Here is a 14,977-nt window from a genome sequence, read left to right on the forward strand (position 1 = left end):
GGTTTTCGGACGGGAAATTGACGAAGGAGAGGGGGGGGGGATTCCTCGATAGATTTCAGTCGTTGGTCCACGGCATGTACTCCGTGTAAAACTGGTTTCTCTCGATGGTGAGGATATGGCCGTCGGCAAAGGCGATGATGCCCTTGCCGCCGTGCCTGCCGGAAAATTCGCCGCCGGTGCTGCCTGCGGCGGCAACGTTATTGATGTAAAAGCTGCCGGTGTTTTCTCCGTTAAGGAAGCTCTGCGCGGTGCCGACCAAGGGTGTGCGAGAGGGATTTGCCAGCCGGGAGATGGCGTATGATTTCACGGTGATGCTCTTTTTCACCGGTCCATCGGTATTGCTGTAAATGACCCCGTAGTCGCCGCGGCGTTTATTGGAATTGGGCTCGGCAGGATCGTAGAAAAAATCCGGCATGACCTGCCGGGTGCGCCATGGATCGGAGGGATGTTCCGGCGTGGAGATCACGCTCATGCAGGGGAGAACGAGGTGATTCCATATCGGTTCATTATCCACTCCACCGACGTAGTAAGTCAGCCGGGGCAGACTGCCGTTTTCGTGATCGTAGAGCGCCAGTCCCTGGTGAATCTGGCGGAGGTTCGAAATGCTGCGGGCTTTGTAAGCGGCCTTTCGCACGCCGCCGATCGATACCAAGATGATGCCGGCGAGTATCCCGATGATGGCAATGACGGTGAGCAGTTCGATCAAGGTGAAGGCCGCGATCCGCCGGACGAAGAAAGTGGGTTGCGGGGCGACCAAACGGCGGACGATGACGGGATGGGTTGTCATGGAAAAACGGTTACAAGTGGTGTTGGGCACGGTGTTGAACGCGGGGACGGCGTGATTATTTTCGAAACGGACTCCATCCGTTTTTCACCGAGAGGGAATCGCACCTCCACGTTGCGAGTGAAGAGTTCGGCAGCGAGGTTTTCCCCGTCGAGTTGGCCCGGGAGTGTGCCATCGCGCAGGGCGATGGCGGCCGCAAAGCCCGCTACTTCGCCCGTGTGGACGAGGCAGGGTTCCAGCCGGACCGCACCCCATGCCACATGGGTCGCTCCCAGGCATACGGATACGAGCAAGTTATCCAGTCCGCGGGGAAGCAAACTGCGATAGGGAATCTGTCCGGGACGCAGTTCATGGGAGAGTATCAGCTTGCCATCGTAGGGGTAACGCTCGCTGACAGGCTCGCCGTAGGTGGCATCGCGGTCACAGGAATGGCTGTCCATGTACCAGTCGGTAAACGCGATGGAATCATCAAACGCCCTCGCCAAGTCTGTGTCTGGATGCGGAAGCAGATCATGCTCACTCAACACATGGCGGGCAACGATGCGCCGGGTCTCCCGCACATACATTTCCCATGGGAGGTGATCATTGTCGGTAAACTCGTCTGCACAGAGGTGCCAGAGGCGAAACTGTTCCTGCTGATCTGACGGCACCGAACGGTCGTTTTGCAGGAACCACATCAAGCCGAGGGCAAAGTCGCGGTGGCGTTCGTAGATGCGCTGGCGCGTTGCCCAGTCACCATCCGGGTAATCCCAATTTTCGCCGGGCAGGATGGGGGAGTTGCAGGTGGCCTTCCTGTTGATTGCGTTTTCAGGAAGATAGAGGGCCAAGCTTTTGCGGCTGTAGTTCAGATACGCTTCGCGCAGGTAGCCGGGAGGCGGAGCAGTAAGCGGGACGGCACGCGAGGGGTCGCAGGTCAGACAGGGTCGCAGGTTGTAGGCCTGCACGCAGCGATCGCCAGTGCGCGGGCTTCGGGGATCGATAGGCCCCTGACTCATGGGAGCGGGATGCAATCCAAATCGCCGGGCAACCATTTCGTTCGGTCCGCTGGCGGAGCTGAAATCGGTGTAAATCCGGCCTGCATGGGGTTCGCCCGTTTCATCATGACCTTCGCGGCCCACGCGATACAAGGCGCCTGCTTGGGCGGCCAGATCTCCCTCGTAACTTGCGTCGATGAAAACTCTGGCCGTAATTTCGGTTTGCCCTGCACCTGAGACCGGCACGAACACCACGCTTTCGACCAGATGATGCCTGCGGCGCGCGTGCCGGATGCGCCAGCCGGCGTGGAGGGTGATCAATGTCTCTGCCTCGACTAGGTGCGTGAGGATCGATTCGAGAACGGACGGCTCCACTTTCCCCACCGGGTGCCTGGCGTGGTCGTAACACGCCGCGAGATGATCGGTGGAGCCGACACCGGACTTCTCCCCGTAGTGGGTTTCGATCAGATCGAGAATTTCCCGCAAGACCGGACAGCGGCGTTGGCCACTCTGGGCGTCCCATTGCACGAGTCCATTGACCATCATGCCGCCAAGGTGCGTCGCGGGATTGACGAGTGCCACCTGCCAGCCTTCGCGAGCCACCCGGAGAGCCGCGGCAATCCCCGACAGGGAGCCGCCATAAACGAGGACATCGCAGCGGATGATGGACAGGAGTGGCATGAGCGGAGGGGAGGGTTTTATTGTCGGAGGCCTGAATCGTTGAGTGATGAACGTGCAGACCCGCGTCAGGAGCGGCATATTCTAAAAAGAAGACATTTATTGTCCAAAACGCTCCTTTTGTTCATGCTTGCTTTCCTCGCCTTTCGAACCGTCTTCCTGTCGGAACATGGATTCTCCGGAGCAACGGATATTGAATATGTTGGGTTGTTGGATACAAGCTGGATTGTCGGGCGTTACCATCGCAGTGGAACCGGGAAGAGTGGTTCAGGGTGCGGCGCAGTTCTGCAAGATCGTCCCGCAACTCATTCTGGGCTGCGAAGGAGTCGTCTCCTATTTTATCCAAAGAAACGGGATCGAGACCGAAATCAGGTTGCACAAAGGAGACCTCTTGATTGTCGCCGAAGGCGCCTGGTTGGGCCTGGCTCCCCGGCGGCCTTACCAGACGCTTGGCATCATCATGGACACGGAAATGACACACTCCTATCTGGCATGCCCGAAGACGGCACCTTCGACTCCCGGACGCAGCATGCACCTGTTCATGCTGCCAATCCCCTGGCATGGGTTCACGTGCATCGAACATCCGGTGGTCCACGACACCCGGGCGGTGCCGGAGACGGAGGTAACCAGCCTCGTCGATACTTTGGCCCGGGCGTCGCGACGTCCGGCGAATGATCCTTTCATGATAACGCTCGGCGTGCTGTTGCTTCGGGAACTGAGACGCATCCTAGCGATGCGAGGAGCGCCAGCTTCCTCCAAAGCGCACGCAACGTATCTGGCGGCATGCGCCGGGATTTCCAGAAACTTTGACCGCTCCATCAACCGGGAGTCGGTGGCATCGGAACTCCGCATCCATCCCCAGCATCTCAGCAGGCTCTTCAGCCGGTTCACAGGCAGGACATTTTCCCAATATCTCCTGGAGTTCAGGTTGAAGAAAGCGGCTGTATTATTGGAGGGGAAAGGTCGGACGGTGGCGGAAGTGGCTGCCGCCTGCGGATTCGGCAGCGATGCGTATTTTGTGCGTTGTTTCCGGCGGCACTATGGACACACACCTGGAGCCCACTGAGAACAATTTTCGCCCTCTCTCCAAGCTGAAACGAGATAAACGACGTCCTCCACACCCGCGCCAGCATAACCTCCGGCAATACCCGGATGGAGACTTGTCGCCCCATTGGGAGACGAGCACAAAACTTCCCCATGCCGACACCTCCATTCGCACCCACTGGTTCGCTCGATCCCGCCGCTCTCGTCGCGGAAGCGGCGGCGCTCGGCGCGTCCCGTGGTTTTGCCGTGGAGACTTTTGCCGAAGTGGCCGGTGTCCCCCTTGTCGCGCTCACCCGGCTAACGACGCCAGGACGCCCGCATCTATATCTCTCCGCCGGCATTCACGGTGAACGAACCGGCCCCGCCGCGCGCACTGCTGCGCCTGCTCGAACTCGACGTCTTCGACACGCGTGCCGGATGGACGCTCATACCAATGCTCAACCCTACCGGTTTTCGCCTCGGCACGCGCGAAAACACCGACGGTATTGACCTCAACCGCGACTATTTTGTCCGGCGCACCACCGAAATCGCCGGCCACTGCAACTGGCTGCGCAACCAGCCACTATTCCACGCCGTTTTCTGCCTGCACGAAGACTGGGAGTCGCCCGGTTTTTATCTTTATGAACTCAACCCCGCGCAACGCCCATCGCTGTCCGACGCCATGCTTGCCGCCGCCGCGCGCCACGTGCCTCTTGATGCATCGCCCCTCATCGACGGACGCCCCACCGCCGCCCCCGGCCTGATCCGCCCGGACTTTGACCCAGACACACACACCACCGGCGCCGAGGCCGTGTATTTGTGCCGACATTACACGACGCTCAGTTACACGCTTGAGACGCCCTCCGCCTTTGAAATCGATTTGCGCATCGAAACCTTGATCGCCACCGTCCGTGCCGGTCTCGACACTCTGCTCCAACAACCACCGTCCGCATAAAACACTCCCCCCCCCTCTCCCCGCCATGTCTGCCAGTATCACACCGCCCTTCCGTCTCATTGCCCACCGCGGCGCGCCGATGCGTGCGCCGGAAAATACGCTCGCCTCGTTCCGTATCGCGCAACAACTCGGCGCCACCGAGATCGAGACCGACGTCCAGCTCACCACCGACAACGTCCTCGTTCTCTGTCACGACGACACCCTCACCCGTTACCGCCTCGGCGACCAACGTGTCGAAGCATTGCCCTACGAAGCGGCGGCTTTTGACACGCCTCTTGGAGAGTTGGACTTCGGCTCGTGGTTTTCCCCTGCCTTTGCCGGAGAACGCATCGCCACGCTCCCGCAACTGCTCGACGCCCACGCCGCTGATTTTCTGTTTCACATCGAACTCAAAGGCGCGCACCCGCGACTTGCCCCCGAAACCCTCGCGCTCCTCAACACCCGACGCCTGCTCGACCGCTGCGTGCTCACCTCGTTTTCCATCGAACAACTCCAACGCGCCCGCGCCGTCTCCGCCAGCGTTCGCCTCGGCTGGCTCGTCCGCACCATCGATGACCCCGTCCTCCGCGCCGCCGACAAACTCGCACTCTTCCAGATTTGTCCGCTCGCCTCCGCTGTCACCGCCACGCCCGACGCTGTTGCCCGCGCCCTCCAAGTCGTCCCCGAGGTTCGCGCCTGGGGCTGCCCGCGCGAAGCCGCCGCCGCCCGTGCAACGGTCAGCGCCCTCCAATCCGCCGGCTGCATGGGCATCACCACCGATGAACTCGGCTGGTTCAGCGGTTCCGATTCAGCCTGAGTGGCCCGGTTTTTCGTTTTTTCCCCGCTACAATTTCCCAACTGACATTCCGGGCGGAATTGTCTTATGAGACCGGTCCAGTTTTTTAACAATCCACCATGTCCGGCATCGTTCGTATCCAATCCCTGACTACCCACGTCAACAACCGCAACGACACACCCGGGGAGGCGCGCGCGAATTGAGCACCATCGCAATTCTCGGCGGCATCGGCCTCATCCTCTTCGGCATCCGTTTCCTGCGCAAAGGCCTTGACCGCCTCTTCGGCGGACACCTCATCGGCTGGCTCTCCGGCCTCACCGCCCGCCCATGGAAGGCCTTCGGCGCAGGCGTCGCCGCCGGGGCCGTCTCCCCCTCATCGACCAGCATCTCGATCATGGCCGTGCAACTGCTCGGTGACGGACGCCTCCGCCAGCAAGGCATCCTCGCCATGCTCCTCGGAGCCAACGTCGGCATGACCATCCTCGTGCAGTTCATGGCCGTGCGGATACAAGACTACGCCGGACTGCTCATCGCGCTCGGCATGGTCGCCTTCGCCTACACCCAACGCGAAGCCCTGCGCGGCACCGGCCAGTGCCTGCTCGCCCTCGGCTTCATTTTCCTCGCCATTGCAATGATCGGCGACGGCGCAGCCGAAATCTCACGTTCCGAGGAAGCGCGCCAGGCCTTCGCCCTCCTGCACGGCCACTCATTTCTCATCGCCATGGGCACGGCAGTATTCGCCGTCGTCCTGCAAAGCTCCACCGCCACCGTCGGGCTCGGCGTCGGCCTTTGTGCCTCCGGTCTGCTCGGCGCGGATGAATTGGTTCCGTGGGTAATTGGCACCAATATTGGCGTCGGACTCAGTTCGTTGATCGTCGGCTGGCGCACCACCGACGCCCGCCGCCTCGCCGTCGCCAACCTCCTTACCAAACTCTCCCTCGCCCTGCCCCTGCTCATCGCCTCCGGTTTCGCAACCCGACTCTTCGACGCGCTCCCCGGCCCCCCCGAACATCAGGTCGTGATGTATCACACCCTGTTCAACCTCACCGTCGGACTCGTTGCGCTGCCCCTGCTCACACCGATCATGCGACTCTCCGCGCTCATCGTGCCCACGCCCGACACCACGCTTGCGGGCGGCCTTGCGCCCGCCGAAATCAGCCACCTCGACCCCAAGGCGCTCGACACCCCCTCCGTCGCGCTCGCCCGCGCCACGCGCGAAACCCTGCGCATGGCCGACCGCGTGCGCGCCCAACTTACCAGCTTCTGGCAAGCCTGCCGCAACGGCGACGTGGAACTCGCCAAACGCATCCAGCGCGAAGACGACAAAGTCGATTGGTATAACCGCGAACTCATCGACTACCTCAGCCACATCGGAGGCGAAAAAAACGCGCGCGACACCCGCTGGCAAGTTGCCCTGATGAACTTCACCGTGGAACTGGAAGCCATCGGCGACCTGCTCGACAAACACCTCTGCGACCTCGTCATCAAGCACCGGGCCGAAGGCGCGCAATTCCCTGCCGCCGAGTGGCGCGCGCTGGAGGATGTTTACCAAAAACTCCTCCAGCGTTTCGATGGCGCGGTGAGTCTTTTCTCACTCAACGGCGACGAAATGGCCAACGCGTTTGTCGCGGGCAAACGCACTTTCAACGAGCACTGTCACCAGTTGCAGCAAGCCTACTATGCCCGCTTGCAAACCCTCTCCTCGCCCGCCGTTTCGACCAACACGTATTTTCTGGATTATCTGAACGGTTTTCGTCGCATCAACAGTCACCTCACCGGCGTTGCCTACGGCCTCGCGCACCCGCGGTAAAAGGACAAGTGGCGCGGTCGCTGCCTAGTTTTTAGCAGGTGCGACTGCGGCAGCGTAACGGGCGACAAAAGCAGTCTTGCCAGAAGACTGATTTTCTTGAATCTTGGTCTTCGTGAGAGACCAAATAAAGACAGCCATTCAGGAGAAACTTGCCGACGCCCTTGATGCAGCATTCCCTGTTCTCACCCGGCGAGAAGCAGTTTTGCCGACGATCCCCGGAAAAATCCACGCTGTGACGGGCATGAGACGCGCGGGCAAAACCTGTTACCTTTTCCAATGTCTGCGCGATGCACAAACCGCAGGCGTCCCCAAGGAACGCCTCGTTTATTTCAACCTCGAAGACGAACGCCTCGCCACGCTCTCTGCCGACGACCTCGGCGTAATCATCGAGAGCTATTACCAACGTTTCCCCGAATTGCGCCGCCAGCACGAAGTCCATTTCTGTTTTGATGAAATCCAACTTGTTCCCGGCTGGGAACGATTCATCCGCCGCCTGCTGGACAGCGAAAAAGTCCGCATCTACCTGAGCGGTTCCTCCGCCAAGATGCTCAGTCGCGAAGTTGCCACCAGCATGAGAGGCCGTGCCATGGAAACCACCATCACCCCTTTCAGCTTTCGCGAATTTCTGGCAGCCCGCGCCATCCCCCCCCCCCCCCTCAAGCTCACACCGGGCGCACGAGCGCGTTCCCTGTTTCAGAAAAATCTCAACGACTACATTGCCACCGGAGGCTTCCCCGAAGCCGTTGCCGCAGCCAGTGCCGGAACGAACGCCGACAGCCTTCGCACGCAAGACCGCGACCGCGTTCGGTTGCTGCAAGGTTACGTGGACGCCGTCCTGTTTCGTGACGTGGCCGAGCGCCATGCCGTGGGCAATCTTGTGGCTCTGCGCGCCTTTGTCCGCCAACTCCTGCGTAGCCCCGCCGGTTTGCTCAGCATCAGCAAAATCAGCAACGATTTCACATCACGCGGCGTGCCCGCGTCCAAGGAAACCCTATTCACCTTTCTCGATTACCTTCAGGACGCCTTTCTTGTATTTACATTTCCGGTACACGCACGTTCCGAGCGACGCCGTCAGGTCAATCCGCGCAAACTCTATCTAGCCGACCACGCGCTTGCCGCCGCCTTCGCTCCCGCTGCCGACCTCGACCGAGGACATCTTCTCGAAAACATAGTCGCCTGCGAACTCCAGCGTCACTCGCGCGACCTCGCCTACGTGCGCACGCGGGGAGGCAACGAAGTGGATTTTCTCGCCACCGGATTCGACGGCGTTGAACGCCTCGTGCAAGTTGCCGCTAACGTTTCCGATCCTGCGACGCTTGCCCGCGAACTCGAAGCATTGGAGGACGCTCGCACCGAGCATCCCCACGCCGAGCGCTGGCTACTCTGCGAAAGCCTTCCCCCTTCCGACGCCTCTCTGCCGCCTGACGTTCATGTTGCTCCGCTCTGGCACTGGCTGGGCTTGCCTCGCACTTGAGCAAGCCTGAGCCAAAAGGTGTAGCCGTTGTCTTAACGGTAGGGAGGCCTCTCCGAGGCCTCCGAAACCACGCTCCAAACACCTGCGAATCTCGTATCCTACTTTACACTACGCACGGCGGAGGCCTCGGAGAGGCCTCCCTACCAGGTATCAAATGGCTATAGTTTACATGAAACTGCTCTAGCTTTTAGCTGGTGTGACTGCGGCGGCGTAACGGGCGATGATTCCATCAAAACTGCCGTTGGAAAAAAAGACTACGAGGCGCGGCTTCGTTGTTGCTGGCGTCGTCGGGGGGGGGGGGGGGGGGGGGGGAGGGAACGTGGACGCTAGAAGTGCGTCGAGAAGTGCGGCGTTGGTGGGCGCGGTGCGGGCAAGGCATCCGCGCGTGGTGAGTTCGCTGATCACGGCGTCGGCATCGAAACGGTCTTCGGGACGAAGTTTGTCGGCTCGATTGACGGCACCGATCCAGGCTTCGTCGGCAAGCGCAAGGGCGTCGATGAAACCTGCTTGAAGCGTGCGCGTGCGGGCGGTGTTGCTGCGGGGTTCAAAAATTGCGGTGAGCGTTGTATTGGGAAAGCGGTTACGGAAGGAGCGGAGTGTTTCGGCAAGTGCGGTGGGGTGATGTCCAAAGTCCTCTATCACGGTCAGCGCAGGCGTGGAGATGAGTGTTTCCTGACGTCGTTTGACGCCGCGAAAGCGGGCAAGCGGAATTGTGATGTCGAGGGCGGTGGGGTTGTCGGGATGCAACGCGAGTCCGGCTGCGGTGGCGGCCATGGCGGCGTTGCGCGCGTTGTAAATGCCGGGCTGGTTCCAGGTGATGAGATCGTTTTTTGCGGTCTCCCCCCCCCCCCCCCCCCCTGTCCAAGCTTGTCCGCGCCAGAGGAGGCGGAAGCTGACGCCGGTTGAGGTTTCGGTAAAATCGACGATGCGCACGTCGTTGTCCGCGCCTGTGCCAGCGCGAATGACACGCGTCCAAGGCAGGGGACCGAGGGCGCGGAGGTTTTCGTCGTCGCCGTTGAGGACGATAAATCCGTTGCGCGGGACGATGCGCGTGAGGTGGGCAAAGGTGCGTTGGACGTCGGCGAGGTCGCGAAAGATGTCGGCGTGGTCGAACTCCAGGTTGTTCAACACGGCGATGTGCGGGGCGTAGTGGATGAATTTGCTGCGCTTGTCGAAGAAGGCGCTGTCGTATTCGTCGCCTTCGATGACGAAGGGATCGTCGGGGTTGCCGAGGTGGTTGCCTGTGGGCGGGTCGAGAGGAACGCCGCCGATGAGGTAACCGGGGTCGCGTCCGGCGGAGCGGAGGAGGTGGGCGGTGAGGGCGGTGGTTGTAGTTTTTCCGTGGGTACCAGCGACGACGATGTTGCGGCGTCCGGCGAGAATGGTGTCGTGCAGGAGCGCGGGGAGTGAGGTGAAGGCGAGGCGGCGGCGGCGAGAGCCGGAAGGAGAGTTGCTGGAGGGGGGGGGGGAGGAGTGTTGGTTGTCGAGGATGTATTCAACTTCTGGATTCCCGCGACTCATGGCGTTGCCGATGACGACGAGGTCGGGCGCGGGTGTGAGTTGGGCGAGTCGGTCGGCGTCGTAGCCTTCGAGGATGGTGATGCCAGCGTCAGCAAGGACGTGGCTCATTGGAGGATAAATGCCGGTGTCGGCTCCGATCACGGTGTGCCCGGCAGCGCGGGCAAGAAGGGCCGCGTTGCCCATCGCAGTTCCGCAGATGCCAAGGAAATAGAGTGTCATGGATTTTTAACTACACATCCTTTTTGAAAAATAATTTTGCACAGAAGAAAACGAAGAAAACAAAGATATGAACGAAGAAGGCTGTTGGGAAAGAGGCAAATTGTTATCTATCTTAAAATTGCGACTGTGTCTTCTTTGTTTTTGTCCTTTGTTTTCTTCGTTATCTTCTGTTCAAAAAATCTTTTTCAGAAGTTCCTTTGACTACACGGCTTCTTCGACGAGGTCTTTTTCGACGCGGAGGTTTTCGATGATGAAATCCTGTCGTTTGGGGGTGTTCTTGCCCATGTAGAAGGTGAGGAGTTCGGCGCTGTTGTAGAGGTGGGCGAGCGAGACGGGTTCGAGGCGGATGTTGTCGCTAATGAAATCCTTGAACTCCGAGGGGCTGACTTCGCCGAGTCCTTTGAAGCGGGTAATCTCAGCGTTCTGGCCGAGTTTGTGCAGGGCGGATTGTTTCTCGGCTTCGCTGTAACAGTAGATCGTCTGCTTTTTGTTACGCACACGGAAGAGTGGTGTTTCCAAAATGGATACATGCCCGTTGGTGATGAGGTCGGGGAAGAATTGCAGGAAAAAGGAGAGGAGCAGGAGGCGGATGTGCATGCCGTCCACGTCGGCGTCGGTGGCGATGATGACTTTGTTGTAACGGAGGTTTTCGATGCCTTCCTCGATGTTGAGGGCGCTTTGGAGGAGGTGGAATTCTTCGTTTTCGTAGATGATTTTTTTGGTGAGGCCAAAGGTGTTGAGGGGTTTGCCTTTGAGGGCAAAGACGGCCTGGGTTTGCACGTCGCGGCAGGCGGTGAGGGAGCCGGCGGCGGAGTCGCCTTCGACGATGAAGATGGAGCTTTCCTCGGCGCGTTTGTCCTTGCTGTCGAGGTGCACGCGGCAGTCGCGGAGTTTTTTGTTGTGGAGGGAGGCTTTTTTGGCGCGTTCCTTGGCAAGGCTGCGGATGCCGGAGAGTTCTTTGCGTTCGCGTTCGCTGGCTTCGATTTTGCGTTTGATGGCCTCGGCGGCTTCGGGGTTGCGGTGGAGCCAGTTGTCGAGGTTTTGCTGGAGGAATTGGGTGATGAATTGGCGGACGCTGGGGCCTTTGGGTCCCATGTCGCTGGAGCCGAGTTTGGTCTTGGTCTGCGATTCGAAGACGGGTTCCTGCACGCGGATGGAGACGGCGGCGATGATGGATTGGCGGACGTCGGCGGCTTCGTAGTCTTTTTTGAAAAAGTTGCGGAGGGTGGCGACGAGGCCTTCGCGGAAGGCGGCGAGGTGGGTGCCGCCCATGGTGGTGTGCTGGCCGTTGACGAAGCTGTAGTATTCTTCGCCGTAGTGTTCGCCGTGGGTGAGGGCGACTTCGATGTCGGGGGCCTCGATGTGCGACATGGGGTAGAGGGGTTCGCCGGTGAGTTTTTTGGTGAGGAGGTCTTTGAGGCCGTTTTCGGAGCGGAAGGGTTTGCCGTTGAAGTAGAGGGTGAGGCCGCGGTTGAGGTAGGCGTAGTTCCAGAGCATTTCCTCGATGTATTCGGTGCGGAAGCGGAACTCGGTGCCGAAGAGTTTTTCGTCGGGGTCGGGGGTGAATTCGATGATGGTGCCGTTGCGTTCGGTGGTGGGCTGGGGTTTGTTGTCCTTGACGAGTTTGCCGCAGCGGAATTCGGCGATTTTGCACTGGCCGTCGCGGATGGCTTCGGCGCGGTAGGAGAGGGAGAGGGCGTTGACGGCTTTTTGGCCTACGCCGTTGAGGCCAACGGCTTTCTGGAAGGTTTCGCTGTCGTATTTCGCGCCGGTGTTGATGATGGAGACGCAGTCAATGAGTTTGCCGAGGGGGATGCCGCGCCCGTAGTCGCGAACGGTGAGGGTGCGGTCGTCGAGGTAAACTTCGATTTTCTTGCCGTGGCCCATCGTGAATTCGTCGATGGAGTTGTCGATGGTCTCCTTGAGGAGGACGTAAATGCCGTCTTCGGCGTGCGAGCCGTTGCCGAGGCGTCCAATGTACATGCCGGGGCGCAGGCGAATGTGTTCAAGGGGCGAAAGGGTTTTTATCGAGGATTCTGTGTAATCGGCGGCCATGTAGGATAAAAATCTGAAGGCTGAAGGGCTGAAGGCTTTTATTGTTTAGCTGCCGGGTTTCTCGACGGGGAGGGAGGCGAGTTCGGGCGGGAGTTGATCAGCCGGATAGGTTGGAAAACTGAGTTCGAGGAGCGACACGGCTGGCACGTCGAAGCGCGCGGCCCCTGCGCTGCGGTCCACAAGCATGGCAATGGCCTGGGGTTGCGCGTTGGCGGCACGAACGATGTCGAGGCATTCGATGACGCGTCCGCCGCGTGTGACGACGTCCTCGGCGATCAGCACGCGTTCGCCGGGCGCGAATTTGAAGCCGCGTCGCAACACGAGGCGGTCGTTTTCTTTTTCGGCAAAGATGTAGCGGGCTCCGGCACGGCGGGCGATTTCTTGTCCGATGACGAGGCCACCCATGGCGGGGGCGAGAACGGTTTCAAAGCGGATGCCTTGGGAGTGGAGTTTGGCAACGAGGAGTTCTGCAAGGCGTTCGACAGCAGCCATGTTCTGGCATACTTGGGCGCATTGGAAAAAATGGCCGCTGTGGAGGCCGGAACGGAGCACGAAGTGGCCGCGAAGCAGGGCCTTGGTGCGTGTGAAAATGTCGAGAATCTCTTGTTGTTGCGTGTCCATGTTGCAGCGAAAAGGGGCTATGCTGCCGGACGCTGGCGTGGTTGCCAAAAAGAAAAATGGAGTTTTGTACGATGCGTGGAGGAGGAGGGGGGGGGGAGGCTGATGTCTTCGACGACTGAAGAGGCGAAGAAGCGTTTTTTGGAGGGCGGGTCTCCTGACCCGCCAGACGCGGCGCAGCCGCGCCTTCCGGATGGGCGGTGCTTCGCACCGTCGGCGGGTCGGGAGACCCGCCCTCCAATTTTCTCTGTCAGCGTCGGGCCATGTCGCCGTGCCCAATGGAATGCGCGCTGTCGAATATCGATACGCTAACCATCTGGTCAGCCCAAGGAATACGCCCCGCCAGCCGTTCGCTGGCCATCCATTGGCGGGCGATTTCGTTCGGGTCTTTTTCCACACGGCCGCGAATCAGCATCCGGGTGCCGACGTTGGGATCATAGACGAGCGTGGAACCTTTGTATTCAAAAACACATACGGCGTGGCCGATGACTTCCTTGGTGGGATTGGTCTTCCAATAAACTCCCACGACTTGCGCCCAGCGTTGTCCGGCGAGGCCGGAGCGGGCGGAGAGTGCGTCGCGGTAACATATGGAATTGATGACGCAACTGTTGGGCGCCTCGACAGTGCGGCCGGCTGGCGGCGTGGTTGCGCACCCAAATAGGGTCCACGAGAGAATCGTGAGGAGAAGGGCGCTGGAGAGTTTTTTGGAGGGAAAGGTGCTCATGGGGATAACAACTCTTTATCACGGCACTGCCGTGATAAACTTTAGCTGATTCCCGGAGCATTTTTTTCGTCCGCGGCATCTACTGCGGTAATTCGTAGCGGTCGGCGGCGGCGATGGCCCGCCGTATTCGCGCCACTGATACCAAATAATTGTAGTTGGCCTGGAGTTGGTTAAGTCGCGCGAGGGTGAGGGCAACGCGGGCTTGCAACTGGTCGAGTTGCGTGGCGGAACCGGCGGCGTAGCGGGCGTCGGCCAGTCGCAGGGCTTCGGTGGCTTGCGAGACGACTTTGCCGGCGGCGGAGGCCAGTTCGGTGGCTTCTTGCAGGGAGGAGTGGGCGCGGCGGACTTGGACTTCGATCGAGAGGCGTTCGGATTGGAGGGCGATTTTGGCTTGTTCGAGTTGCGAGCGAGCCTGGCGCACGCGTCCGCGCGTGGCGGCGCCGTCAAAGATGGCCCAGTTGCCTTCAACGCCAACAAGCCAGCCGTCGCGCGAATCGGAGAGCGCGGAGGAGAGGGTGTCGCGGCGGACTTGGTAGCCGCCGACGAGGTCAAACTTGGGCCGGTAGTCGGCCACGGCCACGGTGACGCCAGACTCCCGGGCGCGCACGATGCGGTCGAGGCGCTGGAGTTCGGGGCGGTTTTCGAGGGCGGTCTGGATGGAGGGCAGGAGGTCGTAGCTGACGGGGGTGTAGGTGAGGGTGTCGGTGAATTCGGGCGTGCGTCCGGGGCGGAGAACGTCGGGGTTGGTATAACCGAGGGCGCGGCGGAGTTCGTCGATGGCGATGCGATAGTTGTTGCGCGCGGTGATGAGTCCGGGCTGGGCGTTGGCGAGTTCGACTTCGGCGCGGAGGACGTCGAAGTGGGAAACGGAGCCGGCTTCGTAGCGGTTGGTCGCGGTCTGGAGCTGTTCTTTGAGGAGGTCGATGTTTTCCTGCTGCACGCCGATTTGTTCGCGGGCGAGGAGGACGTCGTAGTAGCGGGTGCGGACGTCGAGGAGGGCGTCGCTGATGATGGCTTGGAGAGAGAGGATGGCGGCCTGGCGAACAAGGGTCTGGGCGTCGAGCGCGGCGCGAATGCCGCCGCCTGAGTAAAGCGCCTGGCGGACGGTGAGCGCGATGCCCCAGTCTTGGTCGCGGTCTCCGATGTGGGTGGAGATTTCCTTGTCGTTGAGTCCGTAGTTGCCGGTCAATGACAGGTGGGGGATGGCCTGGGCGCGGACTTCAATGATGACGCCTTCTTGTTCCTCGATTTGTTCGCGGGCCTGGCGGATGGCGTAGTTGTGTTCAAGGGCAAAGTCGAGGGCGGCCTGGAGGGAGAGTTGGTGCGGGATGGTGGGCGCGTCGGTCAGGGGGGCGGGCGGCGGGAGG

12 protein-coding genes are annotated in these 14,977 nt (G+C 60.5%); 5 read left to right on the plus strand and 7 right to left on the minus strand.

The window, feature by feature from the left end; genetic code table 11:
* Positions 1-55: 55 nt before the first annotated feature.
* Both OBACDRAFT_RS25975 and OBACDRAFT_RS22900 read right to left on the minus strand, forming a co-directional pair.
* Positions 56-787 (minus strand): type II secretion system protein, encoded by a 732-nt coding sequence (locus OBACDRAFT_RS25975; protein ID WP_052362407.1) that lies wholly within the window; start codon positions 785-787, stop codon positions 56-58.
* On the minus strand, positions 784-2,439 hold the full coding sequence (locus OBACDRAFT_RS22900) for an FAD-dependent oxidoreductase (protein ID WP_052362408.1): 1,656 nt from the start codon (positions 2,437-2,439) through the stop codon (positions 784-786). The genes OBACDRAFT_RS25975 and OBACDRAFT_RS22900 overlap by 4 nt, the downstream gene beginning before the upstream one ends.
* 166 nt (positions 2,440-2,605) lie before the next feature.
* On the opposite strand from OBACDRAFT_RS22900, the gene OBACDRAFT_RS25980 reads away from it, so the two are divergent.
* The 5 genes from OBACDRAFT_RS25980 (at position 2,606) to OBACDRAFT_RS22925 (ending at position 8,473) form a co-directional block, all read left to right on the plus strand.
* Positions 2,606-3,502, plus strand: a complete 897-nt coding sequence (locus OBACDRAFT_RS25980) for a helix-turn-helix transcriptional regulator (RefSeq protein ID WP_052362410.1) — start codon at positions 2,606-2,608, stop codon at positions 3,500-3,502.
* Positions 3,503-3,826: 324 nt separating this feature from the next.
* Positions 3,827-4,414 carry a M14 family metallopeptidase gene (locus OBACDRAFT_RS22910; protein ID WP_052362412.1) on the plus strand — a complete coding sequence of 196 codons (588 nt, stop codon included), beginning with the start codon at positions 3,827-3,829 and terminating at the stop codon, positions 4,412-4,414.
* A 25-nt stretch (positions 4,415-4,439) separates the two neighbouring features.
* Complete coding sequence (locus OBACDRAFT_RS22915) at positions 4,440-5,210, plus strand: glycerophosphodiester phosphodiesterase (RefSeq protein ID WP_052362414.1); 771 nt, start codon at positions 4,440-4,442, stop codon at positions 5,208-5,210.
* Positions 5,211-5,388: 178 nt separating this feature from the next.
* Positions 5,389-6,999 (plus strand): Na/Pi cotransporter family protein, encoded by a 1,611-nt coding sequence (locus OBACDRAFT_RS22920; protein WP_043589303.1) that lies wholly within the window; start codon positions 5,389-5,391, stop codon positions 6,997-6,999.
* Between the two features lie 112 nt (positions 7,000-7,111).
* Complete coding sequence (locus OBACDRAFT_RS22925) at positions 7,112-8,473, plus strand: ATP-binding protein (protein WP_157837264.1); 1,362 nt, start codon at positions 7,112-7,114, stop codon at positions 8,471-8,473.
* A 180-nt stretch (positions 8,474-8,653) separates the two neighbouring features.
* Here the strand turns inward: OBACDRAFT_RS22925 and OBACDRAFT_RS22930 are convergent, their stop codons facing one another.
* The 5 genes from OBACDRAFT_RS22930 to OBACDRAFT_RS22950 all read right to left on the minus strand — a co-directional run.
* Positions 8,654-10,213: a UDP-N-acetylmuramate--L-alanine ligase gene (locus OBACDRAFT_RS22930; RefSeq protein WP_043589305.1), complete on the minus strand. Its 1,560-nt coding sequence runs from the start codon at positions 10,211-10,213 to the stop codon at positions 8,654-8,656.
* A gap of 201 nt (positions 10,214-10,414) precedes the next feature.
* Positions 10,415-12,268, minus strand: coding sequence for a DNA topoisomerase IV subunit B (locus OBACDRAFT_RS22935; RefSeq protein WP_043589306.1), 1,854 nt, complete (start codon positions 12,266-12,268; stop codon positions 10,415-10,417).
* A gap of 45 nt (positions 12,269-12,313) precedes the next feature.
* Positions 12,314-12,889 carry an orotate phosphoribosyltransferase gene (gene pyrE, locus OBACDRAFT_RS22940; protein WP_043589308.1) on the minus strand — a complete coding sequence of 192 codons (576 nt, stop codon included), beginning with the start codon at positions 12,887-12,889 and terminating at the stop codon, positions 12,314-12,316.
* Between the two features lie 247 nt (positions 12,890-13,136).
* Positions 13,137-13,610 carry a hypothetical protein gene (locus tag OBACDRAFT_RS22945; protein ID WP_052362418.1) on the minus strand — a complete coding sequence of 158 codons (474 nt, stop codon included), beginning with the start codon at positions 13,608-13,610 and terminating at the stop codon, positions 13,137-13,139.
* Positions 13,611-13,689: 79 nt separating this feature from the next.
* Positions 13,690-14,977: TolC family protein (locus OBACDRAFT_RS22950; protein ID WP_043589309.1), on the minus strand; the 1,288-nt coding region annotated here is incomplete at its 5' end.

The sequence above is a fragment of the Geminisphaera colitermitum TAV2 genome, assembly GCF_000171235.2.
Taxonomy (GTDB): domain Bacteria; phylum Verrucomicrobiota; class Verrucomicrobiia; order Opitutales; family Opitutaceae; genus Geminisphaera; species Geminisphaera colitermitum.